This window comes from Caballeronia calidae, assembly GCF_900044055.2.
Classification (GTDB): domain Bacteria; phylum Pseudomonadota; class Gammaproteobacteria; order Burkholderiales; family Burkholderiaceae; genus Caballeronia; species Caballeronia calidae.
This window is the reverse complement of sequence record NZ_FCOX02000001.1, coordinates 176,787-200,679: the sequence shown is the minus strand read 5'-3', so window position 1 is coordinate 200,679 and position 23,893 is coordinate 176,787. Positions and strand designations below refer to the sequence as shown.

Here is a 23,893-nt window from a genome sequence, read left to right as displayed (position 1 = left end):
TCTTCGTTGGCCCGGTAGCTCAGTTGGTAGAGCAGCGGATTGAAAATCCGCGTGTCGGTGGTTCGATTCCGCCCCAGGCCACCAGAATGCAAGAAGCCCGAGAGTGTTATCGCTCTCGGGCTTTTTCTTTGCTTGTGTTTTTTTCGCACGTCCAGATTCGAGAGCGGGCAGTTCGTGGAAGCGACCTGCCCGCTTTTTTTCAACCGGCCGTTCCTTACCTCGGATTCGCCGCGACGAAGTCCTTGAACGCCGGGTATTGTGCCTCTTGCGTTATATCGTCGTTCTTCACAAGGCCGTATACGTCTTCGCCGCCTATGGGGGCGTCACGTCATGCAACCACGTGCTGCCGTCCATGGTGATCTTGCCGTCGGATCACCGACTTCACACTCGCGATGATCCGCGAATGACGCCCCGCCCGATCGGGAACCTGGTGTTGTCGAACTGCTGCGCATGAAAGCGCCGGCTGAAATGTCGTACGCGCCGCCTTCGTTGTTATGGCCGTTCGAGGGCGTGGCGTGGCCCGCGACCTTCTCGCCCGTGGTCATGTCGACGACGGGGACTTTCGCCCACTTCGTTCCCGTCATGCCCTTCACCGTCACGGTGCCGTTCGCGGTGAAGGCGGTCGCGTTGCGGCTCGCAGCGTTCACGGTCGACGCCGTGTCGAAGGCGTCGTTGGCGCTGCCACCGCCGCAGACGGCAAGCATCGGGCTGGTTGCGAGATCAGGCTCGCCGTCGGCACGGAAAGAAGACGGCGTTCTTTTTGCAGAAACACAAAGCGGACACGCCGCCGGAATGAGAGTCCGGCCTGCCTGCCCGCGTGGGTTCTTCGAGCGCTGCGCGACGACGCTCTCACTATTTCGGATTTGACGCCACGAAATCCCTGAACGCCGAATACGCAGCCTTTTGCGTCTTGCCGTCGTTCTTCAAGAGGCCATAGTTACCTTCGCCATCCGACGGATCATCGTAGAGTTGATACACCTGAATGGCCTGGATGTCGTACTGCGACGCCAGCGATACGAACTGCGCCATCATCTTGTCGCCGACGATGTACGACGCGATCTGTTGATCGCTGCCGTGCCACGGACGCACGCCGAATTCCGTCAGCCAGATCGGCTTGCCAAACTGCTTGAGGACGTCGAGCACGTTGTAGCAACCGGTACCGCCGCACGCGTGTGTGATGTCGCCCTGTTCCGAATACCAATGCCACGCGGTGATGTCCCACGTCACGACCGGATGTCCGTCCGAGCCGTCCGGCTGCGTGCCGGCCGCCAGCATCTGATCGAAGCCGTAGTGCAACCAGGTTTCGCCGCCCATGATGATCTTGCCCGACGTGTCCACCGATTTGATGCCGTCGATCAGTCCGCGGATCGCGCCGCGCGCTTTCTGAAAGGTCGCGTTGTTGTACTGCTCCGGGTACACGCCGTCCACATTGCCGATCAGCGCATGGTTGCTCGAGCCGAGTTCGTTCGAGACCTCGTAATAGGGATAGCGATACGACAGTGCCGTTTGCCGGCCGAGCATATAGCCGGCGTCGTACGCGTCGGACTCGCTGTCGAAGTCGGTGCTGATCAACAGAACCGGAAACACTGTCACGCCGCCCGACGCCATCGTCTTTGCGATACCCGCGAGCTTGTTGACGGACGCCTGGTTGTACACTTCATTGCGATAGAGCTTTACGCCGAGATTCTGCAATTGCGCAAGTTGAAGCGCCGGGCTCGAGATGTCGTATGCGCCGCCCTCGTTGTTGTGGCCGTTCGCGCCGTAGAAGATTTGCGTCGTCGCGGGGGGCTCGTCGGTCGTGGTGGCCGCGCTGCTGGCGGCAGCATCGACCGTCGTCGTGGTGTTGGGGGCGGTGGCCGTTTCGCTTGCCGCGATCGCACTGCTGGCGACCTCGGCGTTCGCCGCGGTGGTGAGTGCGTTGTTTCCACCGCCGCCGCAAGCGGCGAGCAGCGTGCTGGCTATGACAACGCTCGTTATCAGCGCGCTCTTGCCCATACTTCTGATTAGTAATGCTGATGAATATGTACTCATGAGCGAAACCGATGCGCTCAACGAAACGGCCGATCAACGGTGATCGTTCAACGCGAACGAAGGTCTTCCGAGCGATTGAGCGATGTATCGACGACTCAGCCGAACCCTGCGAGTGCCTGAAATCGGAAATTTCTTCCGAAACCGTTGACAACTCGAATAAGACTACGTGACCTCCGAAGAACGCCGATAGAGCAATCCGTAAAATTCACTGATTCGAATTTGCAATATGCCTTTGAGGCCCGGCAGCGCGGCCGGATATTCCTCAACGACTTCGCCTGCACCTTCTTCGACGGAACGCCCGAAAGCCGCAGGGCAACGGAAAGCCGCCGATACCGCGCCGAGCTCGGCGAACCGTCGTGCTCCGTGCTAAAATTCGCGCCGAATTAAGGACTTGCCTCGTCCTCGGACCCGCAAGTCCTTTCCTTTTCGACGCCCCAAAAACGCGTGCGCGACGCGCCGGAACGAATCCGCGGCGCTCGACCATCCCGCTTTTGTTCCGCTATCGGCGGCATAAATGGCGCGCGCGCCCGGGCGAAGGCCGCCGGCCTATACTGGATTCGCGGGCGTCGCCGCCCGCGCCGCGCATCGCGAGGTCCGGTCACTCCGACTGCCTGTGCGGCGTGCCACGCCAATCTCATTCACGGAGTACGGAGTTACGGTGACTCGGATAGACGCTAAAGACAGCGCGCTCGTGATGTTTTCCGGCGGCCAGGACTCGGCCACTTGCCTCGCGTGGGCGCTCGAACGTTACAAGACGGTCGAGACGCTCGGTTTCGATTACGGACAGCGCCATCGCGTGGAACTGGAATGCCGCGACGGTTTTCGCGCGGCCATCACGCGCGCCTTCCCGCAATGGGCCGAGCGCCTTGGCGAAGATCACACGATCGATCTGTCGGTGCTCGGCGCGATCAGCGATACCGCGATGACCCGCGAGATCGAGATCCAGTCGACGGCGAGCGGCTTGCCGAACACGTTCGTGCCGGGCCGAAATCTGCTGTTCATGACGATTGCTGCAGCAGTAGCGTATCGGCGTGGATTGAAGGTGCTGGTCGGCGGTATGTGCGAGACTGATTTTTCCGGCTATCCGGATTGCCGCGACGACACGATGAAAGCGCTGCAAGTCGCGCTCAATCTCGGCATGGAAACGCGCTATGCACTGGAAACGCCGCTCATGTGGCTCGACAAGGCCGACACATGGCGGCTCGCGGAAACGCTCGGCGGCGAGGCGCTCGTCGAGTTGATCCGCGTCGAAACGCACACCTGTTATGTCGGCGAGCGCGCCGAACTGCACGACTGGGGCTTCGGCTGCGGCCAATGCCCGGCATGCAAACTGCGCAAGCGCGGCTATGAGGCGTATCGCGCGGGCGAGCAGGTCACGACCGCGCCGGTCTGATTTTTACGAGGTTCACGAAGCAGTCATGACGTACGCGGTAAAGGAAATTTTCTACACGTTGCAGGGCGAAGGCGCCAATGCCGGGCGTCCGGCCGTGTTCTGCCGCTTCGCGGGCTGCAATCTGTGGTCGGGCCGCGAGGAAGATCGCGCGGACGCCGTCTGTCAGTTCTGCGACACCGATTTCGTCGGCACCGATGGCGAGAACGGCGGCAAGTACAAGACGCCGGCGGAACTCGTCGCGAAGATCGCGGCGCTGTGGCCGGAAGGCGCGGCGCACCGGTTCGTCGTCTGCACGGGCGGCGAGCCGATGCTGCAGATCGATCAGCCTTTCGTCGACGCGCTGCATGAAGCGGGCTTCGAGATGGCCATCGAGACGAACGGCTCGCTGCCGGTGCTCGACAGCATCGACTGGATCTGCGTGAGCCCGAAGGCGGATGCGCCGCTCGTCGTCATGAAGGGCAACGAGCTGAAGGTCGTGGTGCCGCAGGACAACCAGCGCCTCGCGGAGTACGAGAAGCTCGACTTCGATTACTTCCTCGTGCAGCCGATGGACGGCCCGTCGCGCGACATCAACACGAAGCTGGCGATCGACTGGTGCAAGCGCCATCCGAAGTGGCGGCTGTCGATGCAGACGCACAAATATCTGAACATCCCCTGAACCGCCGTGCAGACGATTACCCGAAAACTCGAATTCGATGCGGGCCACCGCATCCCTGATCACCGCAGCCAGTGCCGCAATCTGCACGGGCATCGCTATGTGCTCGAAATCACGCTGCAAGGCGAACTGGTCGACGTGGAAGGCGCGCCCGATCGCGGGATGGTGATGGATTTCGCCGACGTGAAAGCCCTGGCGATGGAGCATCTCGTCAACAAGTGGGATCATGCATTCATCGTCTATGAAGGCGATGTCAAAGTGCGCGAATTCCTGCAAACGCTGTCGGATCACAAGACCGTCGTGCTCGATCGCATTCCGACGGTCGAGAACCTCGCCGCCGTCGCTTTCGACCTTCTCGCGGATGTGTACGACGCGCATTACGGGGTCAATCTGAAGCTGAAGCGCGTGCGTCTGTACGAGACGCCGAATTGCTGGGCCGACGTCGAGCGCGGCTGATTTCCCGCGCGCGAGCGCCCGGAGCACGTCCGGCGCGTGCGCTTTTGTCACGGTATGATCGTCCGATGAGTCGCCCATTATCCGAGGCGGCAAGACACGGAGCGCACGCATGCCGTCACTTCTTCTGTCGTTTTCCTTTTCGCGGCCGCGCGCGGTCATCCTTCAAACCCTCGAAGGAGCCGCGCGATGAGCACGTTCACCAATCCCCTCAAGCAGCGCTTCTCCGAACCGGGCACCGCGTTCGGCCTGTGGCTGTCGCTCGGCAGCGCCGATGCCGCCGAGGCGCTCGCGCACGCGGGCTTCGACTGGCTGTGCATCGACATGGAGCATTCGCCGAACGATAGCGCCGACGTCGTCGCGCAACTCCGCGCGATCGCCGCCGCGCATCTGCCGAGCGAGCCGATCGTGCGCGTGCCGTCCAGCGAGGGCTGGCTCGTGAAGCGCGCGCTCGACGCGGGCGCGCGCACACTGATGTTCCCGAACGTGCAATCGGCGGAAGAGGCGGCGCGCATCGTAAGCCTCACGCAGTATCCGACCGAAGCAGCGCTGCATGGTCTGCGCGGCGTCGCGGGCATGGTGCGGGCCGCGGCATACGGTATGCGTCGCGATTACGCGACGAGCGCGAACGCGCAGATCGCGACGATCGTGCAGATCGAATCGGCGGCGGCGCTCGAAGCCGTCGATGAAATCGCCGCGACGCCGGGCGTCGATTGTTTGTTCATCGGCCCGGCGGATCTTGCAGCGAGCCTCGGCCATCTCGGCGACGGCAAGCATCCCGACGTGCAGGCGGCGATCACGAAGATCGTCGATGCGGCGAATCGCGCGGGCATCGCGAGCGGCATCTTCGCGCTCGACGCCGCGAGCGCGAAGCAGTACGCGCAGGCGGGCATCAAGCTCGTCGCGATAGGCGCGGATGTGATGTGGCTGTTGAAGGCGACGCGTCAGGCGTTGCAGGAGGCGAGATCATGAAAACCGCCATGGCGTCGGTGGCCGCGGCGCTGAGCCTGTCGATTTCGGGCGGCGCGGCGCACGCCGACAACGCGCCCAGGCCAACCGATATCGCGACGCAAAACGCCGTCGCCGATTACAACGCGGGCAATCTCGTCGCGGCGCGCTCCGAGTTTCGTCGCGCGGCGCAACGGGGCAGCCGGCTCGCCGAATTCAACTACGCGATGATGCTGCTCAACGGCGAAGGCGGCCCGGCCGACGTGTCCGAAGGCAAGAAATGGCTGCGCCGCGCCGCCGACGCGAACATGACCCACGCGCAATATGTGTACGGCAAGATGTACGACGACGGGCAGTTCGTGGAGAAGGATCCGGCGGAGGCGCATCGCTGGTTCCTGCGCGCGGCGAATCAGGGCCACGTGCAGGCCGAACTGGCGCTCGCCAATCAGTTTCTCGACGGACGCGGCACCGCGCGCGACAACGAGCAGGCGTTCAACTGGTACAAGAAGGCGGCCGAAGGCGGCGACATGACCGCGCAATACGTCGCGGGATCGTTCTACGAGCGCGGCGGCGATGGCGTCGAACGCAATCTGAACGTCGCGCGCGCCTATTACGCGGCGGCGGCTGCGCAGGGCGATCCGGCCGCCAAGCTCAAGTATCTGCAACTCAGCGCCGAACTCGGGCAGCGAAAGCCGCAGTGACGCGGCGAGAAAACAAAAAGCCGCGGACGCATCCACGGCTTCGAGTTGGGAATCGGGCGAAGAAGACGCTCGCTAGCTCTGCATCAGGCGCTTCTGGCGCGCGACGCTCATGATCAGCCCGACGGCGACGCCGAGCGTCGTCAAGGCCGTACCGCCGTAGCTCATGAACGGCAGCGGCACGCCGACCACGGGCAGAATCCCGCTCACCATGCCGATATTCACGAACGCGTAGGTAAAGAACGCGAGCGTGAGCGATCCGGCCAATAATCGCCCGAAGAAGGTCGCGCCATTCGCCGCGATATACAGCCCGCGCGCGATCAGCGCCATATAGAGGAAGAGCAGCACGAGCCCGCCCGCGAGCCCGAATTCCTCCGAAAACACGGCGAAGATGAAGTCCGTGTGCTTTTCGGGGATGAATTCGAGGTGCGCCTGCGTGCCTTTCAGCCAGCCCTTGCCGAGCGTGCCGCCCGAGCCGATGGCGATGACCGCCTGAATCGTGTGGAAGCCCTTGCCGAGCGGATCGGAGGTCGGGTCGAGCAGCGTGCAGATACGGTGCTTCTGGTAGTCGTGCATCATCGGCCAGACGACGTCGGGCTGACAGATCTTGTCCTGGAAAACAGCGACGCCCGCCACCGCGATCACCGCCGCAATCAATACGGGCACGATCAGCTTGAAACTCAATCCCGCGAAATAGATGACGAACATGCCCGCCGCGAACACGAGCACCGCCGTGCCGAGGTCAGGCTGTTTCGCGATCAGGCCGACCGGCAGCATGAGAATCAGAAAGCCGACGATGTAATCCCACCAGCGAATACTGCTCTCGCGCTTCTGGTAGTACCAGGCGAGCATCAGCGGCATCGCGATCTTCATGATCTCCGACGGCTGGATCACCACGCCGACGTTGAGCCAGCGCTTCGCGCCCTTGCGCGTCAGGCCGAACGCGGCGACGGCGAGCAGCAGCGCGACGCCGACCGTATAGAGCGGCACGGCGAAGCGCATCAGCATTTGCGGCGGGATGTTGGCGAGCACCCACATCAGGCCGAAGGTCAGCATGATGTTGCGAAGCTGGTCCTCGACGCGGCCGGGCATGTCGAGGCTCGCGCTGTAGAGCGTCACGATGCCGACGCATAACAGCAGGAACACGATGAGCGCGAGCGGCTTGTCGAAGCCCGCGAACATGCGCTTCGCGCGGTCGATCAGTTCGCGCTTGTCGAATTGCATGTGCAGTTGCATGGCGGTTTCCTTTACTCGTCGATGCCGCCGGACGGCGCGAGAACGCGCACGCCGTCCTTGTCATTGCCGCGCACCATGGTGGGCGTCGGCTCCGTCGGGCGCTTTTTCGGCGCGGGCGCGCGGCCGGGCGCCGACGCGGGCAGCGCGGCTGCGGGTGCGGCGGGTGTCGCGGGCGTTGCCGATGCGGCGCGGGGCTTCGCGGCTTTCGGTGCGGAGGCCGAAAGCGCCGGCGCGGAGGCCGACTTCGCGACGTCCGGATTCGATGCCGCCTGAGGTGAAAACGCCGGCGATGAATTCGCGACCGATGCGGGCAGCGCCACGGCGGCGGGCGGCTGCGCGCCGCCGATCATAGGCAGGCCGTCGTCGGCGGTGGCCGATGCGGCTGCCGCGACCGCGGCGGCTTCCGCGCCCGGCTTGAGTCGATCGACGAGATAGTAGTCGAGCACCTTGCGCGCGATCGGGCCCGCCGATTCCGCGCCCCAGCCGCCGTTTTCGACGATCAGCGCGAGCGCGATCTTCGGCTGCTCGGCCGGCGCGAACGCGATGAAAAGCGCGTGGTCGCGCAGATGCTCGGCGGTCGCGTGTCCCTTGTAATTCGCGCCCTGCAGCGAATAGACCTGCGCCGTGCCCGTCTTGCCCGCGGCGAGATACGACGCGCCCGCGAACACCTTCGCCGCCGTGCCGTTCGTCACGACGCCTTCCATCGCGTGCTTGATGACGTCGATGTCCTTCTGCTGCACCGGAATCTTGTCGCTCGGATCGCGCACGACGCTGCGCATGGCCTTGGAGATCGGATTTTCGACATCGCGCACGAGGTGCGGCTTCATCACGACGCCGTTGTTCGCGAGCGTGGCCGTTGCGTGCGCGAGTTGCAGGATCGTGAACGAGTTGTAGCCCTGGCCGATGCCGAGGCTGATCGTTTCGCCCTCATACCAGCGCTGTTGCTCGGGCTTGCGATACGCCTTGCGCTTCCATTCCGTCGACGGAAGAATGCCGCGCGCCTCGCCCGCGATATCGATGCCGGTGATCTGGCCGAAACCCCACGGCTTCATGAAACCCGCCATCGCATTGACGCCGAGATCGCGCGCGAGCATGTAGAAGTAGGTGTCGTTCGACACGACGATCGCCCGGTTCATGTCCACCCAGCCCTGGCCCGAGCGGACGTCGTTGCGGAACGTGTGGCCGCCGAAGGTGAAGTAGCCCGGATCCTGGAAACCCCAGCCCGGCGTGCGCTTGTGGAGCGAGAGCGCGGCGAGCGCCATGAACGGCTTGTACGTGGAGCCCGGCGGATACGTGCCGTGCAACGGACGGTTCAGCAGCGGGTGATCCGGCGAGTTGTTGAGCGCGTCCCACGTTTGCTGATCGATGCCGTCGACGAACGAATTCGGGTCGAAGCTCGGCGCCGACACGAACGCCAGAACGTCGCCGGTGGAAGGCTCGATCGCGACGAGCGCGCCGCGCTTGCCCGCGAACGCCTGCTCGGCGACCTGCTGCAAGCCGATATCGAGCGACAGCACGAGATTGTTGCCAGGCGTCGCCTGCGTGCGCGACATCGTGCGTACCGGCCGCCCGCCCGCCGTCACTTCCACTTCCTCGAAACCCGTCAGCCCGTGCAGCTCGGTTTCATAGCTCTGCTCGACGCCGATCTTGCCGACGTAATCCGTGCCCTTGTAGTTGTTGGCGTCGACACGCGGATCGTAGTGATCGGAGCTTTCGTCGTTGGCGTCGCTCGCGTCGTCGATGCGCTCCTGATCGCGCTGCGAAATACGCCCGATGTAGCCGATCACGTGCGCGGCGGTCGTGCCGAGCGGATATTGGCGGAACAGGCGCGCACGCACTTCGACGCCCGGAAAGCGGTAGCGCTGCGCGGTGAATTTGGCGACCTCTTCGTCGGTGAGACGCGTGCGGATCGGCAGGCTTTCGAAATTCTTCGAGTCTTCGAGCAGCTTCTTGAAACGGCGGCGGTCGCGTGCGTCGATCGGAATGACTTGCGAGAGCTCGTCGATGGTTTCATCGAGCGTGCCGTTGATCTTCGAGCGCGTGATCTCCAGTGTGTAGGCCGAATAGTTCTTCGCGAGCACGATGCCGTTGCGATCGGTAATGATGCCGCGGTTCGGCACGATCGGCGCGACGGAGATGCGATTCTCGTTCGCCTGCAACGAGTATTTGCTGAAATGCCAGACTTGCAGATAGAGAAAACGCAGCCCGATCAGCCCGAAGCAGACGAACACGAACAGTCCCGCCGCCGCGACGCGCAGACGGAACTTCGACAACTGTTGCTCGGTGTTCTTTATTTCGGTCATGCAGCTTTCGCGGGTTTCTCGCGATCTTTCGCGATTCAAGTGTAGTTCGCGCGCGGGCGTTTATCCGGCGAAGGACCGCGCGCTGACGCGCTCAGATAGGGCGCGTGTCGTCCGGGTCGGCGGCGCGCCGTTGCGGCATCAGCAGGAGGAAGCTCGCGACCGGCCAGAGCAGCGCTTCGACGAATCCGTTGATCAGATAGCTCCAGCCAGGGAACGCCGCGCCGGTCATCAGGCGGATCACGAACGGCACCAGATGCGCGCCCACGAGCAGCGGCGCGACGACGAACATCTGCACGGGCAGCGCCATCCACAGCACGCGGCGGTGAATCGTGATCGCGCCGTAGGACAGGAGCGTGTAGGCCAGCGCGTGCTCACCGAGCAGGTTCGCGTTATGGACGTCCATCAGGATGCCGAGCATGAACGCGATGCCCATGCCGACCTTGCGCGGCTGATGCACGTTCCAGAACAGCAGCACGAGCGCGACGAAATCCGGCACGCCGATGAGCCGTCCCCACGGCATCAGGTTCAGCAGGAACGCGGCAGCGAGGCTGAACGTGATGAAGTACGGATTGACCGGCTGAAGGATGTATTGCGGACGATTCATCGTGCGGCTCCCGAGGAAGCGGGCTTAGGCGACTGCGCCTTCTTCGACGGCTTTGCCGCCGCGCCCGATGCCGCCTTCGGTGCAGACGCCGGCGCCGGCTTGGCCGGAGCCGCTGCTGCGACCGGTGCGGAGCCCGGCGCGGCGACCGACGCGGCCGCAGGCGCCGATGCGCCGCTCGCGCCGGCAGCAGGCGCCGCCTTCGGCGCGGCTTTCTTCTTGCCCTTGTTTTCCTTCGCTTCCTTGGCGGCGGCAGCCGCTTCGACTTCGATCGGATTCGGTGGCACGTTCACGTTGTAATGCAGCACGAGCAGCTGGCGTGCGCCGCGCACAGCCGCGATCGGCACGCAGACGACGCGCGCGAACGCCGTGTCCGCCTGCTTGTCGACGCGTAGCACCTTGGCGACCGGCAGGCCCGGCGGATAGATGCCGTCGAGGCCGCTCGTCACGAGTTCGTCGCCGGCTTGCACGTCGGCGCTGATCGGCACGAAGCGAAGATCGAGCGTGTCGCCCTTCGGCGTGCCGTAGATCACGCTGCGCAAGCCGGTGCGCGCGATCTGCACGGGCACGGCCTGATCCTTGTCGGAGAGCAGCGTAACTTCCGATTGCAGCGGAAACACGCGCGTGACCTGGCCGATTACGCCGTCTTCCGTGACGACCGGCGCGCCATCCTGGATATTCTGTTGCGAACCCTTGCCGATCACGACCTTCTGCGTGAAAGGATCGCGCGTGTCGTACTGAATTTCGGCGGGCGTTTCTTCGGTGGTCGCGCGCGACTGCAAATTCAACAGCGCGCGCAGATGCGCATTCTCGATGGCGAGTTGCGCCGAATCGCCGGCTTTCACGGACAGTTCGAGGTTCTTGTCGGCGAGCTTCTGGTTCTGGCTGCGCAAGGTCGCGCTCGTCACGGCGAGATCCGCCGCGCCCATGAAAATATCGCGTGGCACGAGCGCCGCGCGCTGCAACGGATACAGCCCCGCGCCGAGGATACCGCGCACGATTTCCAGCGTGTTGAAGCGCGCATCCGAGATGAGCAGCGCGATGGCGAGCACCACGAAGAAGATCAGGCGCGCGAGCGCGGAAGGGCCTTGCTTGAAAAGTGGCGGCGGACTGTATTCCATGGTCGGCGCCGAGGGCGTGAACGGATGGATCGATGCTGCAGGTGATTCGCCGGCGGCGAAACCTGCCCTACGCTGTTCCGACAACGGCCCGGACAATTGCCGGGCCGAGCGCGCGTCGCGTTACGCGGGTGCGTTTGCTGGTCGCGTCGAAGGCCATGACGCTCAAGAGAAGGAGAGCGAAGGCCTTCGTCCGGGAGATCACTCGTAAGAGAAGATGCTGCCGAGCTTGTCCATGCGCTCGAGCGCCATGCCCGAACCACGCACCACGCAGGTCAGCGGGTCTTCGGCGACGAGCACCGGCAGGCCGGTTTCTTCCGCGAGCAGGCGATCGAGATCGCGCAGGAGCGCGCCGCCGCCCGTCAGCATCATGCCGCGTTCGGCGATGTCCGCGCCGAGTTCCGGCGGCGTCTGTTCGAGCGCGATCTTCACCGACGACACGATCTGGTTAAGCGGGTCCGTCAGCGCTTCGAGAATTTCATTGCTCGAAATGGTGAAGCTGCGCGGAATGCCTTCGGACAGGTTGCGGCCCTTGACTTCCATTTCCTTCACTTCGGAGCCAGGGAACGCCGAGCCGATTTCCTTCTTGATGGCTTCGGCGGTCTGCTCGCCGATCAGCATGCCGTAGTTGCGGCGGATGTAGTTGACGATTGCTTCGTCGAACTTGTCACCGCCGACGCGCACCGAGCCCTTGTACACGATGCCGCCGAGCGAAATGACGCCGACTTCCGTCGTGCCGCCGCCGATGTCGACGACCATGGAGCCCGTTGCTTCCGATACCGGCAGGCCCGCGCCGATCGCGGCGGCCATCGGCTCTTCGATCAGATAGACCTGCGACGCGCCTGCGCCGTGAGCCGCTTCCTTGATCGCGCGGCGCTCGACCTGCGTGGAACCGCACGGCACGCAGATGATGATGCGCGGCGAGGGCGAGAACATGCGGGATTCGTGAGCGGTCTTGATGAACTGCTTGATCATCTGCTCGGTGACGGTGAAGTCGGCGATCACGCCGTCCTTCATCGGGCGGATGGCCTCGATGTTACCGGGCACTTTGCCGAGCATCTGCTTGGCTTCCTTGCCTACCGCCTGAATGGTTTTCTTGCCGTTGGGGCCGCCTTCCTGGCGAATCGAAACGACCGAGGGCTCGTCGAGGACGATGCCCTTGCCGCGCATGTAGATCAGCGTGTTGGCGGTGCCGAGATCAATCGCCAGGTCGTTGGAGAAATAGCTGCGCAAAAAACCGAACATTCAAAAATCCTGTCTCGCTGGGTGGCCGTTCGTCGCGAGGTGCGCCGGGAACGGCAGCGGAAAAAATAACGGTTTGCCGGGGCGGCGAACGCTCGCCGTGAAGTGCAAATCCGGGAAGAAATCTACCGCAGAATGGAACGCTGTACGCAAACGTTTCTCGCAATTGAGTGATTCAGGGAGAAAGCCGCCGACAGAGCGTTCCAGAGGTGAGTCGAACGTGTAATGATACCTTATAATTTGTGGGCATCTATAGGAAAAGGATGGCAGTTTTTGCCATCGTCCTACCTGCTTCCGAGGGCTCCTTCCGAGATCGTAACTAGCTGTCACAGCGAAAGTTTTCGAGATTGGGGCTGTCCACGCTTTCTCCGGTGATTCCATGTCTTTGACCCTGACCGACGTAAAACGCATCGCGCACCTGGCGCGGCTCGAATTGCCCGACCACGAGGCCGAACCCACGCTTGCGCGGCTCAACGATTTTTTCGGTCTCGTCGAGCAGATGCAGGCAGTCGACACGACCGGCATCGAGCCGCTCGCACATCCGATCGAGCAGATCGAGGAAGTCGCGCTGCGTTTGCGTGACGACGCTGTCTCAGAGCGTGTCGAGCGCGAAGAGTTCCAGCGCTCCGCGCCCGCGGTGCAGGACGGGCTGTATCTCGTGCCGAAAGTCATCGAGTAACCGTCGAATATCCAGCGCAAAGCGCGTGGCACGCGGTGCCGCGCTCATCAGGGAACTGCAATGCATCAGAAAAGCTTGACCGAATTGCGCGCCGCGCTCGACTCGAAGGAGATCTCCGCGGTCGAACTGGCGCAGTCGTATCTGCAACGCATCGAGGCCGCGAAGGACCTTAACGCGTTCATCGGCATCGATCGCGAGCTCACGCTCGAACAGGCGAAGGCCGCCGACGCGCTCATCGCGCAAGGCAACGCGGGCGCGCTCACCGGCGTGCCGATCGCGCACAAGGACGTGTTCGTCACGCGCGGCTGGACCTCCACGGCCGGCTCGCACATGCTCGAAAACTACGCGAGCCCGTTCGATGCGACCGTCGTCGATCGTCTGAAAAACGCCGGCATGGTCACGCTCGGCAAGACCAACATGGACGAGTTCGCGATGGGCTCGTCCAACGAGAATTCGTACTTCGGCGCGGTGAAAAATCCGTGGGATCCGAAAGCGGTGCCGGGCGGCTCGTCGGGCGGCTCGGCCGCTGCCGTGGCCGCGCGTCTCGCGCCCGCCGCGACCGGCACGGACACGGGCGGCTCGATTCGCCAGCCCGCGTCGTTCACCGGCATCACGGGCATCAAGCCGACTTACGGCCGCGTTTCGCGTTATGGAATGATCGCGTTCGCGTCGTCGCTGGATCAGGGCGGTCCGATGGCGCAAAGCGCCGCCGACTGCGCGCTCCTGCTCAACGCGATGGGCGGTTTCGACGAGCGCGATTCCACGAGCCTGCAGCGTGAGAACGAAGACTACACGCGCTATCTCGGCCAGACCTGGAACGGCGGCGATGCGAGCAAACCGCTCGCGGGCCTGCGCATCGGCTTGCCGAAGGAGTATTTCGGCGCCGGTCTCGCCGACGACGTGCGCGCGTCCATCGACGCCGCGTTGAAACAATACGAAGCGCTCGGCGCCACGCTCGTCGAAGTGTCGCTGCCGAAGACAGAGCTTTCGATTCCCGTGTACTACATCATCGCGCCGGCGGAGGCATCGTCGAATCTGTCGCGCTTCGATGGCGTGCGCTACGGGCATCGCGCGGCGCAGTACAAGGATCTGCTCGACATGTACAAGAAGTCGCGCGCCGAAGGCTTCGGGCCGGAAGTGAAGCGGCGGATTCTCGTCGGCACCTACGTGCTCTCGCACGGCTACTATGACGCGTACTATCTGCAGGCGCAGAAGATTCGCCGCATCATCGCGCGCGACTTCCAGGAAGCGTTCAAGCAGTGCGACGTCATCATGGGGCCGGTCGCGCCGTCGGTTGCGTGGAATCTCGGCGAGAAGGCCGACGATCCCGTGCAGATGTACCTCGCCGACATCTACACGCTCTCCGTGAGCCTCGCGGGTCTGCCCGGCATGAGCGTGCCGTGCGGCTTCGGCGCGGGCGCGAATGCGAATCGGCCGGTCGGTCTGCAGATCATCGGCAACTATTTCAACGAAGCCCGGATGCTCCAGGTCGCCGACGCGTTCCAGCGCGCGACCGACTGGCACCGCAAGGCACCATCGGCATCGGGAGTGTGAACATGCAGTGGGAAGTCGTCATCGGTCTGGAAACGCACGCGCAGCTTTCCACCGTCTCCAAGATTTTCTCGGGCGCGCCCACGCAGTTCGGCGCGAGCCCGAACTCGCAGGCGAGTCCCGTCGATCTCGCGCTGCCCGGCGTGCTGCCCGTGATGAACAAGGGCGCCGTCGAGCGCGCGATCCGCTTCGGCCTCGCGATCGGCGCGCACATCGCGCCGCGCAGCATCTTCGCGCGCAAGAACTACTTCTATCCGGATCTTCCGAAGGGCTATCAGATCAGCCAGTACGAGATTCCGGTCGTGCAGGGCGGTCAGGTCACGATCCAGGTTCCGGCCAATGAAAAGGCGGGCAAGGAAGCGTATTCGAAGACCGTCAATCTGACGCGCGCGCACCTCGAGGAAGACGCGGGCAAGTCGCTGCACGAAGACTTCGCCGGCATGACGGGCATCGACCTGAACCGCGCGGGCACGCCGCTGCTCGAAATCGTCACCGAGCCGGAAATGCGCAGCGCGGCGGAAGCGGTCGCGTATGCGAAAGCGCTGCACGGGCTCGTCGTGTGGCTCGGCATCTGCGACGGCAACATGCAGGAAGGCTCGTTCCGGTGCGACGCGAACGTGTCGGTGCGTCCGGTCGGCCAGAAGGAATTCGGCACGCGCGCCGAGATCAAGAACCTGAACTCGTTCCGCTTTCTCGAAGAGGCGATCCAGTACGAAGTGCGCCGCCAGATCGAGCTGATCGAAGACGGCGGCACGGTGGTTCAGGAAACGCGTCTCTACGATCCGGACAAGCGCGAAACGCGCTCGATGCGCAGCAAGGAAGACGCGCACGATTACCGCTATTTCCCGGATCCGGACCTGATGCCGCTCGTGATCGAATCGTCGTGGATCGATCGCGTGAAGGGCGAGATGCCCGAGCTGCCGGCGGACATGCAGAAGCGCATCGTCGACACATACGGCCTCACGCCGTATGACGCGGGCGTGCTGACATCGTCGAAGGCGATGGCTTCGTACTTCGAAGCGCTCGTGCAGAAGGCGGGTGCGGCGCAAGCGAAGATCGCCGCGAACTGGATGATGGGCGACGTCTCCGCACAACTGAACCGCGAATCGCTCGATATCGGCGAATCGCCGGTATCGGCGGCGCAGTTGGCGCTGATCGTGCAGCGCATCGCGGACGGCACCATCTCGAACAAGATCGGCCGGGAAATTTTCCAGACGATCTGGGATGAAAAGGCGACCGACGAAGGCGCGGCGGATCGCATCATCGAGGCGAAGGGCCTGAAGCAGATTTCGGACAGCGGCGCCCTCGAAGCGATCATCGACGAGGTGCTCGCGGCGAATCAGAAGTCGGTCGACGAATTCCGCGCGGGCAAGGAGAAGGCGTTCAACGCGCTGATCGGCCAGGCGATGAAGGCGACCAAGGGCAAGGCGAATCCGCAGCAGGTCAACGAATTGCTGAAGAAGAAGCTGTCCTGAGCGCACCTGTGCATGCTGTCTCCGCGCTCGCGGGGACAGACTTTGCCCCGAGCACGTTCGGGCCCTTCACGGTCCGAAAGATGTAAAGATGAACGGGCTGTTGCCGGGCGAGCCAGGCAGCAGCCCGTTTTCATTGGCGAGAGGAAAAAACATGGCTAAGAAATCCGAACTCGACGACTTTCGCGTGCCTTTCTTCGACGGCGGCAAGAAGCCGAAGCCCTTCGATCTGAGCTCCGTCGATCCCTCCGCGAAGCCGTTCTCGACGGGCATGAAGGACGCAGACCGCGAACGTCTCGCGGTGATCGGCGCACAGCTCGATGACCTTCAGGAGAAACTCCACGCGCAACGCCGCCGCCGCGTGTTGCTGATCCTGCAAGGCACCGACACGAGCGGCAAGGACGGCACCGTGCGCGCCGTGTTCCAGAACGTCGATCCGCTCGGACTGCGCATCGTGCCGTTTCGCGCGCCGTCGGAGTACGAGGCCGCGCACGATTTTCTATGGCGCGTGCACGCGCAGGCGCCGATGGCCGGCGAACTAGCAATCTTCAATCGCAGCCACTACGAAGACGTGCTCGTGCCGCGCGTGCTGAAAACGATCGATGCCGACGAATGCGAGCGGCGCTATCGTCATATCCGCGATTTCGAATCGCTGCTTGCAGATAGCGGCACGGCCATCGTCAAATGCTTCCTGCATATTTCGAAGGACGAGCAGCGTGAGCGCCTGCAGGCGCGCATCGACGATCCGACGAAGCACTGGAAGTTCGATGTCTCCGATCTCGACGCGCGCAAGCAATGGGACGACTATCAGGCGGCGTATGCGGACGCGCTCGGCGCGACCTCGACCGAATACGCGCCGTGGTACATCATCCCGGGCAATTCGAAGACGCATCGCAACGTGATGATCGCCGAGCTGCTGTTGCGCACGATGCAGGACATGAAGCTCGAATTCCCGCCGGCGAAGGAATCGCTGAAAGGCGTGAAGGTCGAGTAAGACGAACTCAAGAAAAAGGAAGCGTATGTTTCGCGTGATTACCGCCAATCTGAACGGCATCCGTTCGGCCGCCAAGAAAGGCTTCTTCGACTGGTTCGGCGAACAGAAATCCGACGTCGTGTGCGTGCAGGAAATCAAATGCTCGCAGGATGATCTGACGCCGGAATTCCTCGCGCCGCACGGTTTTCAGGGCTACTTCCAGCATGCCGTGAAGAAGGGCTACAGCGGCGCGGGCCTTTACACGCGCCATGAACCGGACGACGTGGTCATCGGCTTCGGCTCGGAGGAGTTCGACCCGGAAGGGCGCTACGTGGAAGCGCGCTTCGGCAAGCTGTCGGTGGTGTCGGTGTATGTGCCGTCGGGGTCGAGCGGCGACGAGCGTCAGCAGGCGAAATACCGCTTCATGGACGAGTTCATGCCGCATCTTCACGAGCTTTCGAAAGAGCGCGAAGTCATTCTGTGCGGCGACGTGAACATCGTGCACAAGGAAATCGACATCAAGAACTGGAAGAGCAACCAGAAGAATTCCGGCTGCCTGCCCGAAGAGCGCGAGTGGCTCACGAAGCTTTTCGACGACGTCGGTTATGTCGATGTATTCCGCACGCTGGATCAGCGTCCCGAGCAGTACACATGGTGGAGCAACCGCGGCCAGGCGTACGCGAAGAACGTCGGGTGGCGTATCGACTATCAGATCGCGACGAAGGAAGTCGCCGCGACCGCCAAGAAGACATCGATTTTCAGGGACATCAAGTTCAGCGACCACGCGCCGCTGACCATCGACTACGACTGGAAGCTCGGCAAAGCGAAGAAATAAAGCTAGCGGCCGGTCTTCTTGAACCGGCCCATGCCCGCGTAATTCGGCAACTGGTCGATGGTCTTGCCGAGCGCCTTCGCATAAAGCGGCATCATGTCCGACATGCGTTTGAGCAGATCCTGCCTGCGTTCCGGCCCATACGGATGCAGCCAGATGAAGCCGTCATCCGCGCGGCGCGTTCCCGAATCGATCTTGTTCCACAACGTCACGGCCGCGCGCGGATCGTAACCCGCGCGCGAGGCGATCTCGCTGCCGATTACATCGGCTTCGGTTTCGTCGGCGGGGGAATAGCGCATCGAAAGCAGTTCGTCGCCGATATCCGGCTGCTGCGACCCGTAATTCGAAAAGCCGAAAAGCTGCGGCATTCCATTGGAGGAAAGTTGCGCTGCCTGCTGCCGGCCGAGGCGCTCGCGCGCGTGCTCGCGCAACGCGTGCGCGATCTCGTGGCCGATCATCATGCCGATCTCGTTGTCGTTCAGACGCAGCTTGTCGACGAGCCCGCTATACACGACGATCTTCCCGCCCGGCAGGCAGACCATGCGCGTGTCCGGCGACTTGATGACGTTGATCTCCCACTTCCAGTTCTTCGCCCGATCGTTCCACTTGAGCGCGAACGGGATCTCGTGATTCGCGATATCGCGCACGCGCTTGACGAGCGGGTTGTTATCGGCGAGCAGGGTCTTGTTGCGTTCGGCGTCGTGGATGACCTGCGCGTATTCCTCGGCGGACTGCGCCTCGAGCGTCGCGGGTGGAATCAGATTGCGAAAGAGCGCCGTGTTGCCGAAGCGGATCTGATTGTTCGGCGCGGAGTACGGCGGCGGCGTCTTCGGTTCGTCCTGAGCATGCGCGGACAAGGGCGCGAGCGACGCCGCCAGTGTCCATGCGCGAACCGAGGCGCGAAGCTTGAAAGAAAGCGTCATCGTTGAGTTCTCCAGGGCGCGATTTTCGGCAACAGTAACATGCCCGGTATCGACAGCACGACGCAGATCAGGAAGTACGGAAACCAGCCCGTTTCATTTACGATATAACCGCTGCCCGCCGCGGCGAAGGTGCGCGGCACGGCCGCGAGGCTCGTGAAGAGCGCGAATTGCGTCGCGGTGTAGCGCGGGTCCGTCGTGCTGGCGATGTACGCGGTGAACGTGGCGAGCGTCAGACCGGTCGCGAAGGTTTCGAAGCCGTACAACACGCCCAGCGCCAACGGCGACGGCCCGATCTTCGCGAGCCACGCGAAACCGAGCGTCGCGATGATTTGCAGTGCGCCGAAGATCCACAGTCCGCGCGCGATGCCGATTTTCACCAGCGCGATGCCGCCGAGCAGGCCGCCCGCGATGCTCGCCCAGAATGCGACCGCCTTCGCTATCACGCCGATCTGAGCGAGCGAAAAGCCGATGTCGAGGAAGAACTTCGTGGCGAGCGCGGTCGCCATCGTGTCGCCGAGCTTGTAGAGGAAGATGAAGCCGAGCACGAGCAGCGCCGCGCGCCAGCCGTCGCGTGTGACGAACTCGTGAAACGGTTCGACGATCGCCTCGCGCAGATTCTTCGGCGGCGCGCCGTGAATCGCCGGCTCCTTGACGACGAGCGTCATGACGAGACCCGGCAACATGAACGCCGCGGTGATGATAAAGACGGTTTTCCACGGCAGAAAGGCCGCGAGAATCAGCGAAAGCGAGCCGGGCACGAGTCCCGCGACCTTGTACGCATTGACGTGCACCGCATTGCCGAGCCCCTGCTCGGTATCGGCGAGCAGTTCGCGGCGGTAGGCATCGATGACGATATCCTGGCTCGCGCTGAAGAACGCGACGAGCGCGGCGATTGCCGCGACGGCCCACAGGTTCTGCTCAGGCGAGAAGAACCCGAAAGAGCCGATGGCGATCATCACGAGCACTTGCGTGAGGAACATCCAGCCGCGCCGTCTGCCGGGACTCCAGCCCGGGAAGCGCGGAATGAAGCGGTCCATCAGCGGCGACCAGACGAACTTCCAGGTGTACGGAAGTCCGATGAGCGCGAAGAGGCCGATCTCCTTCACGTTGATGTGCGCGGTCGTGAGCCACGCCTGCAGCAGGCTGTAGAGCGTGAAGAGCGGCAATCCGGACGAAAAGCCGAGAAAGACGCAAATGAGGATGCGCTTGTTGAGAAACGCGCGCCATCCTGGATGATCTTCGTGTGCGGTTAGAGCGGGCGCCTCGTGTGGCGTGTCGGGCATGTCGAATCTGGAGAAGCGGTGTTGTCGATGCGCGATACGCCGGGACGAATCACCGGCGCTTCACGCGATAGACCGCAAGACTACCACGCCAGTTCGCGCCCCAACGGACCGACTGCCCGTCGTGCAGCGCCACGCGGTCCAGAATCTCGATGCCCACTTCCGGCGCGAGCGCTTCGAAGTCCTTGATCGTGAGCACGCGCACGTTCGGCGTGTTGTGCCATTGATAAGGCAGCGACTTCGACACCGGCATGCGCCCCTGAATCACCGACAGCCGATGCTGCCAGTACCCGAAATTCGGAAACGACACGATGCATTGGCGCCCGACGCGCACGGTCTCGCGCAGGATCGCGGCGGTTTGATGAATCGTCTGCAGCGTCTGCGAGAGGATCGCGAAATCGAAGCTGTCATCTTCAAAGAGACGCAATCCGTCTTCGAGATTCTGCTGGATCACGTTGACGCCCTTTTGCGCGCACGCGAGCACGCCGGCATCGTTGATCTCGATGCCGTAACCCTTCACTTCGAGTTCTTCGCCGAGGAGCGAGAGCAGCGAGCCGTCGCCGCAGCCGAGATCGAGCACCGTCGAGCGCGGCTCGACCCAACGGGCGATCGCGCGAAAATCCGAGCGCAGCGCGAGCGAATCAAGTGTGTGCTGGTTCATGCGCCGATCTCCGTGGCGATGCGTTCGTAGTAGGCGCGCATCAGGTTGTGATAGCGCGCGTCGTCGAGCAGGAAGGCGTCGTGGCCGTGCGGCGCGTCGATCTCCGCGTAGCTCACCGTGCGCTTGTTGTCGAGCAGCGCCTTCACGATCTCGCGCGAGCGCGCCGGCGCGAAACGCCAGTCCGTCGTGAAGCTGGTGATGAGATATTTCGCGCTCGTGTTGGCGAGCGCTTTCGTGAGATCGCCGTCGAACGGTTTCGCGGGATCGAAATAATCGAGCGCGCGCGTGATGAGCAGATACGTGTTCGCGTCGAAGTATTCGGCGAACTTGTCGGCCTGATAGCGCAGATACGATTCCACCTCGAATTCCACATCGAAGCTGAAGTTGTATGCGTCGAGCGCGCCTTCGGCACGGCGCAGCGCGCGGCCGAATTTCACGGCCATGTCGTCGTCCGACAGATACGTGATGTGCCCGATCATGCGCGCGACGCGCAAGCCGCGGCGCGGCTTCACGCCGTGCGCGTAATAATCGCCGCCGTGGAAGTCGGGATCGGAGAGAATCGCGGAGCGCGCCGTTTCGTTGAACGCGATGTTCTGCGCGGACAGCTTCGGCGTCGATGCCACGACGATGCAATGCGCGAGCCGTTCCGGATACATCATGCTCCACGCGAGCGCCTGCATGCCGCCGAGGCTGCCGCCCATCACGGCCGCGAAGCGCTCGATGCCGAAGCGATCCGCGAGACGCGCCTGCGCGTTCACCCAGTCCTCGACCGTGACGACCGGAAAGCTCGCGCCATACGGCTTGCCTGTTGCGCGGTCGATGCTCATCGGCCCGGTCGAACCGAAACACGAGCCGAGATTGTTCACGCCGATGACGAAGAAGCGATTGGTGTCGAGCGGCTTGCCGGGGCCGACCATGTTGTCCCACCAGCCGACGTTCTTCGGGTTATCGGCATGAATGCCCGCGACGTGATGCGATGCGTTCAATGCGTGGCACACGAGCACGGCGTTCGAGCGCGCGGCGTTGAGCTCGCCATACGTTTCGACGACGAGTTCGTAGTCGCCGAGCGACGACCCGTTCTGCATCGCGAGCGGTTCGGTGAAGCGCAGTGTTTGGGGAGTGACGATGCCGATCGATTCCATTCATTCCGCCTTTGACCAAGCGGCTAAACGGTGTCGGCGATGCGCGGAGATACGGCGATGGCGCGGCTGACGACCTCTTTAGCCGCATTTATAGTGAACCTTCAGCGATGAAGCTCTGAGGCTCGCGCGCCCGCAATCGAGTCAGCAAATCGGCGCGTTGTTGATGTTCGAGAAATTCTCGTTAGCGGTGAAGTATAGCGGAAAACGTCATGACGTCGCGAATCGGCGCGCTGGCTGGATGCGGCCTGCTTTTATGCCTATATTGACTAATCGTCTCGATTTGCGGAGATGCGCGAATGAAACCGAGCCGGGTCAGACCGCTGAGTCATCTGAAGAGCCGCGCGGCGGAGATGATCCGCAACATCGTCGAGAGCCGCGAGCCGATGCTCATCACGCAGAACGGCGAAGGCAGGGTCGTCGTGCAGGACGTGCAGTCCTACGAGGATCTGCATCAGACGCTCGCGCTCCTGAAGATTCTGGCGATGGGACAGAAGACCATCGAAGCCGGTCAGTGCACGAGCGCGGGCGATGTGTTCGCCGAAATCGACCGCATGGGCCGTGAAGAAGGCGTCAAGTGAAGACCGTCTTTCTCGATCCCGTTCGCGTGGACTTGCAGAACTTCCGTCGCTACGTCATCAACAAGTTCGGCGGCACCGCGTGGGCGGCGACGCGCGACAAGATCGCGGACACCATCGCCGAAATCGAAGCCGCGCCGCGCAATGGCTCGACACCGCCTGAGCTCGCCGACTTCCGCATGTCGGGCTACTACGAAGTCCTGAGCGGCACGAACCGGATCATCTACAAGGTCGATGGCGACATCATCTACGTGCACCTCGTCGTCGATACGCGTTCGGACCTCGAGGACATACTCGCGCGGCGGCTGTTTCGGATGTAGCGGCAATCGGCGCGATTGCGTCAGAACGCGGCGCCGCGCATGCCGAGCGTCAGCGCGCGCAACGAGCGCACCGTCCGATCGACATAATGCGGTCGGCCGACGCCCGGCTTGCGCATCGACAGCCCGCCGCTCGATGTCTTCGTGACCGGCAGATGCCCGACGATCCACACCGTGCGGATTCCCAATCGCCGATAGCGCTTCAGATGCCCGCGCGTATCCTCGACGAGAATCGCATCCGAAAGACGCACATGCGCGCGGCGCATCGCACGGCGCAGCATCGGCGCATCGGGCTTCGCGCGCCAGTGCTCGCCCTCGCGCATGTCCTCGATCGCGATCACGCGCTCGAACAGGTTCGCGATGCCCAGTTCCGCGAGCACGGAGCGCGCATACAGCGTCGGTGCGTTGGTCAGCACGATCTTGCGGCCGGGCAGCGCGCGCAGCATGCGCCCGAGACCGCGCTCGGCGCGCACCATCGACGGCAGATCGGGGAAGGTATGAACCTCGCGCAGGAAATCGGCGGCATCGATGCCGTGATGCCGGGTGAGGCCGAGCAGCGTCGCGCCGTAGCGCACCGTGTAGCCGATGCGCAGCCGGTTCGCCTCGTCGACATCGACGGAAAGGCGATCCATGATGTACTGCGTCATCCCGCGATTGATCGCCGGGAAGATGGCGTGCGACGCGTGGTGCAGCGTGTTGTCGAGATCGAAGAGCCAGACGGGGCCGCGCGTTTTGACGCGGCGGCGGCGGGACGGGCGATGCGCGGTCATATGTGAAAACGCCCGCGCATGGGCGGGCGTTCGAGGAACT

The 23,893-nt window shown here is 63.2% G+C and carries 24 protein-coding genes and 1 tRNA gene; 13 read left to right on the top strand and 12 right to left on the bottom strand.

Annotated features, from left to right (window positions below):
• The first annotated feature begins 8 nt into the window (after nt 1-8).
• A tRNA-Phe gene (locus AWB78_RS00960) sits at nt 9-84 on the top strand.
• Nucleotides 85-323: 239 nt separating this feature from the next.
• Here AWB78_RS00960 and AWB78_RS00955 read toward each other — a convergent pair.
• Together AWB78_RS00955 and AWB78_RS00950 are read right to left on the bottom strand one after the other, a co-directional pair.
• On the bottom strand, nt 324-704 hold the full coding sequence (locus AWB78_RS00955) for a hypothetical protein (protein ID WP_062601477.1): 381 nt from the start codon (nt 702-704) through the stop codon (nt 324-326).
• A 148-nt stretch (nt 705-852) separates the two neighbouring features.
• Entirely contained in the window at nt 853-1,995 is a 1,143-nt protein-coding gene (locus AWB78_RS00950) for a glycosyl hydrolase (RefSeq protein WP_062601476.1), read from the bottom strand.
• 694 nt (nt 1,996-2,689) lie between these two features.
• On the opposite strand from AWB78_RS00950, the gene queC reads away from it, so the two are divergent.
• The 5 genes from queC (at nt 2,690) to AWB78_RS00925 (ending at nt 6,181) form a co-directional block, all read left to right on the top strand.
• Nucleotides 2,690-3,424, top strand: a complete 735-nt coding sequence (gene queC / locus AWB78_RS00945) for a 7-cyano-7-deazaguanine synthase QueC (RefSeq protein WP_062601475.1) — start codon at nt 2,690-2,692, stop codon at nt 3,422-3,424.
• 25 nt (nt 3,425-3,449) lie between these two features.
• Nucleotides 3,450-4,082 (top strand): 7-carboxy-7-deazaguanine synthase, encoded by a 633-nt coding sequence (queE, locus tag AWB78_RS00940; protein ID WP_062601474.1) that lies wholly within the window; start codon nt 3,450-3,452, stop codon nt 4,080-4,082.
• 6 nt (nt 4,083-4,088) lie between these two features.
• The gene (gene queD / locus AWB78_RS00935) at nt 4,089-4,535 is read left to right on the top strand and encodes a 6-carboxytetrahydropterin synthase QueD (protein ID WP_062601473.1); all 447 of its coding nucleotides are present in this window, start codon (nt 4,089-4,091) and stop codon (nt 4,533-4,535) included.
• 186 nt (nt 4,536-4,721) lie between these two features.
• Nucleotides 4,722-5,504 (top strand): HpcH/HpaI aldolase family protein, encoded by a 783-nt coding sequence (locus AWB78_RS00930; RefSeq protein ID WP_062601472.1) that lies wholly within the window; start codon nt 4,722-4,724, stop codon nt 5,502-5,504.
• Nucleotides 5,501-6,181: a tetratricopeptide repeat protein gene (locus AWB78_RS00925; protein WP_062601471.1), complete on the top strand. Its 681-nt coding sequence runs from the start codon at nt 5,501-5,503 to the stop codon at nt 6,179-6,181. The genes AWB78_RS00930 and AWB78_RS00925 overlap by 4 nt, the downstream gene beginning before the upstream one ends.
• A gap of 72 nt (nt 6,182-6,253) precedes the next feature.
• On the opposite strand, the gene rodA is transcribed toward AWB78_RS00925, so the two are convergent.
• From rodA to AWB78_RS00895, 5 genes are all read right to left on the bottom strand, one after another.
• The gene (rodA, locus tag AWB78_RS00920; RefSeq protein ID WP_062601742.1) at nt 6,254-7,402 is read right to left on the bottom strand and encodes a rod shape-determining protein RodA; all 1,149 of its coding nucleotides are present in this window, start codon (nt 7,400-7,402) and stop codon (nt 6,254-6,256) included.
• Between the two features lie 23 nt (nt 7,403-7,425).
• Entirely contained in the window at nt 7,426-9,717 is a 2,292-nt protein-coding gene (gene mrdA, locus AWB78_RS00915) for a penicillin-binding protein 2 (RefSeq protein ID WP_062601470.1), read from the bottom strand.
• A gap of 91 nt (nt 9,718-9,808) precedes the next feature.
• Nucleotides 9,809-10,321 (bottom strand): rod shape-determining protein MreD, encoded by a 513-nt coding sequence (mreD, locus tag AWB78_RS00910; protein WP_050328041.1) that lies wholly within the window; start codon nt 10,319-10,321, stop codon nt 9,809-9,811.
• Nucleotides 10,318-11,439: a rod shape-determining protein MreC gene (gene mreC / locus AWB78_RS00905; RefSeq protein ID WP_062601469.1), complete on the bottom strand. Its 1,122-nt coding sequence runs from the start codon at nt 11,437-11,439 to the stop codon at nt 10,318-10,320. Before mreC ends, mreD begins: the two co-directional genes overlap by 4 nt.
• A gap of 198 nt (nt 11,440-11,637) precedes the next feature.
• The gene (locus AWB78_RS00895) at nt 11,638-12,681 is read right to left on the bottom strand and encodes a rod shape-determining protein (protein WP_004189550.1); all 1,044 of its coding nucleotides are present in this window, start codon (nt 12,679-12,681) and stop codon (nt 11,638-11,640) included.
• A gap of 376 nt (nt 12,682-13,057) precedes the next feature.
• On the opposite strand from AWB78_RS00895, the gene gatC reads away from it, so the two are divergent.
• The 5 genes from gatC (at nt 13,058) to AWB78_RS00870 (ending at nt 18,188) form a co-directional block, all read left to right on the top strand.
• A complete protein-coding gene (gatC, locus tag AWB78_RS00890) occupies nt 13,058-13,357 on the top strand; it encodes an Asp-tRNA(Asn)/Glu-tRNA(Gln) amidotransferase subunit GatC (protein ID WP_035509719.1) in 300 nt (99 codons plus the stop codon).
• Nucleotides 13,358-13,417: 60 nt separating this feature from the next.
• The gene (gatA, locus tag AWB78_RS00885; RefSeq protein WP_062601467.1) at nt 13,418-14,911 is read left to right on the top strand and encodes an Asp-tRNA(Asn)/Glu-tRNA(Gln) amidotransferase subunit GatA; all 1,494 of its coding nucleotides are present in this window, start codon (nt 13,418-13,420) and stop codon (nt 14,909-14,911) included.
• A 2-nt stretch (nt 14,912-14,913) separates the two neighbouring features.
• Nucleotides 14,914-16,383 (top strand): Asp-tRNA(Asn)/Glu-tRNA(Gln) amidotransferase subunit GatB, encoded by a 1,470-nt coding sequence (gene gatB / locus AWB78_RS00880; protein WP_062601466.1) that lies wholly within the window; start codon nt 14,914-14,916, stop codon nt 16,381-16,383.
• A 151-nt stretch (nt 16,384-16,534) separates the two neighbouring features.
• Nucleotides 16,535-17,374, top strand: coding sequence for a PPK2 family polyphosphate kinase (locus AWB78_RS00875; RefSeq protein ID WP_062601465.1), 840 nt, complete (start codon nt 16,535-16,537; stop codon nt 17,372-17,374).
• A gap of 25 nt (nt 17,375-17,399) precedes the next feature.
• Nucleotides 17,400-18,188, top strand: a complete 789-nt coding sequence (locus AWB78_RS00870; protein WP_062601464.1) for an exodeoxyribonuclease III — start codon at nt 17,400-17,402, stop codon at nt 18,186-18,188.
• Between the two features lie 2 nt (nt 18,189-18,190).
• On the opposite strand, the gene AWB78_RS00865 is transcribed toward AWB78_RS00870, so the two are convergent.
• Genes AWB78_RS00865 through metX form a run of 4 tightly spaced genes read right to left on the bottom strand, consistent with a single transcriptional unit; the run spans nt 18,191 to nt 22,191 of the window.
• On the bottom strand, nt 18,191-19,108 hold the full coding sequence (locus AWB78_RS00865) for a M48 family metallopeptidase (RefSeq protein WP_062601463.1): 918 nt from the start codon (nt 19,106-19,108) through the stop codon (nt 18,191-18,193).
• Nucleotides 19,105-20,391, bottom strand: a complete 1,287-nt coding sequence (locus tag AWB78_RS00860; protein WP_062601462.1) for an AmpG family muropeptide MFS transporter — start codon at nt 20,389-20,391, stop codon at nt 19,105-19,107. Before AWB78_RS00860 ends, AWB78_RS00865 begins: the two co-directional genes overlap by 4 nt.
• A 49-nt stretch (nt 20,392-20,440) precedes the next feature.
• A complete protein-coding gene (gene metW / locus AWB78_RS00855; protein WP_062601461.1) occupies nt 20,441-21,049 on the bottom strand; it encodes a methionine biosynthesis protein MetW in 609 nt (202 codons plus the stop codon).
• Nucleotides 21,046-22,191 carry a homoserine O-succinyltransferase MetX gene (gene metX, locus AWB78_RS00850; RefSeq protein WP_062601460.1) on the bottom strand — a complete coding sequence of 382 codons (1,146 nt, stop codon included), beginning with the start codon at nt 22,189-22,191 and terminating at the stop codon, nt 21,046-21,048. Before metX ends, metW begins: the two co-directional genes overlap by 4 nt.
• A 296-nt stretch (nt 22,192-22,487) precedes the next feature.
• Here metX and AWB78_RS00845 point away from each other — a divergent pair, with 296 nt between their 5' ends.
• Together AWB78_RS00845 and AWB78_RS00840 are read left to right on the top strand one after the other, a co-directional pair.
• Complete coding sequence (locus AWB78_RS00845) at nt 22,488-22,769, top strand: type II toxin-antitoxin system Phd/YefM family antitoxin (RefSeq protein WP_062601459.1); 282 nt, start codon at nt 22,488-22,490, stop codon at nt 22,767-22,769.
• Nucleotides 22,766-23,086 carry a type II toxin-antitoxin system RelE/ParE family toxin gene (locus AWB78_RS00840; RefSeq protein ID WP_062601458.1) on the top strand — a complete coding sequence of 107 codons (321 nt, stop codon included), beginning with the start codon at nt 22,766-22,768 and terminating at the stop codon, nt 23,084-23,086. Before AWB78_RS00845 ends, AWB78_RS00840 begins: the two co-directional genes overlap by 4 nt.
• A 20-nt stretch (nt 23,087-23,106) precedes the next feature.
• Here AWB78_RS00840 and AWB78_RS00835 read toward each other — a convergent pair whose 3' ends face one another.
• Nucleotides 23,107-23,853 (bottom strand): pyrimidine 5'-nucleotidase, encoded by a 747-nt coding sequence (locus AWB78_RS00835; RefSeq protein WP_062601457.1) that lies wholly within the window; start codon nt 23,851-23,853, stop codon nt 23,107-23,109.
• Nucleotides 23,854-23,893 lie beyond the last annotated feature (40 nt).

What these genes read in the sequence shown, in the direction of transcription:
- AWB78_RS00955 (WP_062601477.1), bottom strand. Translation starts at nt 704, where the DNA reads ATGCTTGCCGTCTGCGGCGGTGGCAGCGCCAACGACGCCTTCGACACG.
- AWB78_RS00950 (WP_062601476.1), bottom strand. Translation starts at nt 1,995, where the DNA reads ATGGGCAAGAGCGCGCTGATAACGAGCGTTGTCATAGCCAGCACGCTG.
- queE (WP_062601474.1), top strand. Translation starts at nt 3,450, where the DNA reads ATGACGTACGCGGTAAAGGAAATTTTCTACACGTTGCAGGGCGAAGGC.
- AWB78_RS00930 (WP_062601472.1), top strand. Translation starts at nt 4,722, where the DNA reads ATGAGCACGTTCACCAATCCCCTCAAGCAGCGCTTCTCCGAACCGGGC.
- AWB78_RS00925 (WP_062601471.1), top strand. Translation starts at nt 5,501, where the DNA reads ATGAAAACCGCCATGGCGTCGGTGGCCGCGGCGCTGAGCCTGTCGATT.
- rodA (WP_062601742.1), bottom strand. Translation starts at nt 7,402, where the DNA reads ATGCAATTCGACAAGCGCGAACTGATCGACCGCGCGAAGCGCATGTTC.
- mrdA (WP_062601470.1), bottom strand. Translation starts at nt 9,717, where the DNA reads ATGACCGAAATAAAGAACACCGAGCAACAGTTGTCGAAGTTCCGTCTG.
- mreD (WP_050328041.1), bottom strand. Translation starts at nt 10,321, where the DNA reads ATGAATCGTCCGCAATACATCCTTCAGCCGGTCAATCCGTACTTCATC.
- mreC (WP_062601469.1), bottom strand. Translation starts at nt 11,439, where the DNA reads ATGGAATACAGTCCGCCGCCACTTTTCAAGCAAGGCCCTTCCGCGCTC.
- AWB78_RS00895 (WP_004189550.1), bottom strand. Translation starts at nt 12,681, where the DNA reads ATGTTCGGTTTTTTGCGCAGCTATTTCTCCAACGACCTGGCGATTGAT.
- gatC (WP_035509719.1), top strand. Translation starts at nt 13,058, where the DNA reads ATGTCTTTGACCCTGACCGACGTAAAACGCATCGCGCACCTGGCGCGG.
- gatA (WP_062601467.1), top strand. Translation starts at nt 13,418, where the DNA reads ATGCATCAGAAAAGCTTGACCGAATTGCGCGCCGCGCTCGACTCGAAG.
- gatB (WP_062601466.1), top strand. Translation starts at nt 14,914, where the DNA reads ATGCAGTGGGAAGTCGTCATCGGTCTGGAAACGCACGCGCAGCTTTCC.
- AWB78_RS00875 (WP_062601465.1), top strand. Translation starts at nt 16,535, where the DNA reads ATGGCTAAGAAATCCGAACTCGACGACTTTCGCGTGCCTTTCTTCGAC.
- AWB78_RS00870 (WP_062601464.1), top strand. Translation starts at nt 17,400, where the DNA reads ATGTTTCGCGTGATTACCGCCAATCTGAACGGCATCCGTTCGGCCGCC.
- AWB78_RS00865 (WP_062601463.1), bottom strand. Translation starts at nt 19,108, where the DNA reads ATGACGCTTTCTTTCAAGCTTCGCGCCTCGGTTCGCGCATGGACACTG.
- AWB78_RS00860 (WP_062601462.1), bottom strand. Translation starts at nt 20,391, where the DNA reads ATGCCCGACACGCCACACGAGGCGCCCGCTCTAACCGCACACGAAGAT.
- metW (WP_062601461.1), bottom strand. Translation starts at nt 21,049, where the DNA reads ATGAACCAGCACACACTTGATTCGCTCGCGCTGCGCTCGGATTTTCGC.
- metX (WP_062601460.1), bottom strand. Translation starts at nt 22,191, where the DNA reads ATGGAATCGATCGGCATCGTCACTCCCCAAACACTGCGCTTCACCGAA.
- AWB78_RS00845 (WP_062601459.1), top strand. Translation starts at nt 22,488, where the DNA reads ATGAAACCGAGCCGGGTCAGACCGCTGAGTCATCTGAAGAGCCGCGCG.
- AWB78_RS00835 (WP_062601457.1), bottom strand. Translation starts at nt 23,853, where the DNA reads ATGACCGCGCATCGCCCGTCCCGCCGCCGCCGCGTCAAAACGCGCGGC.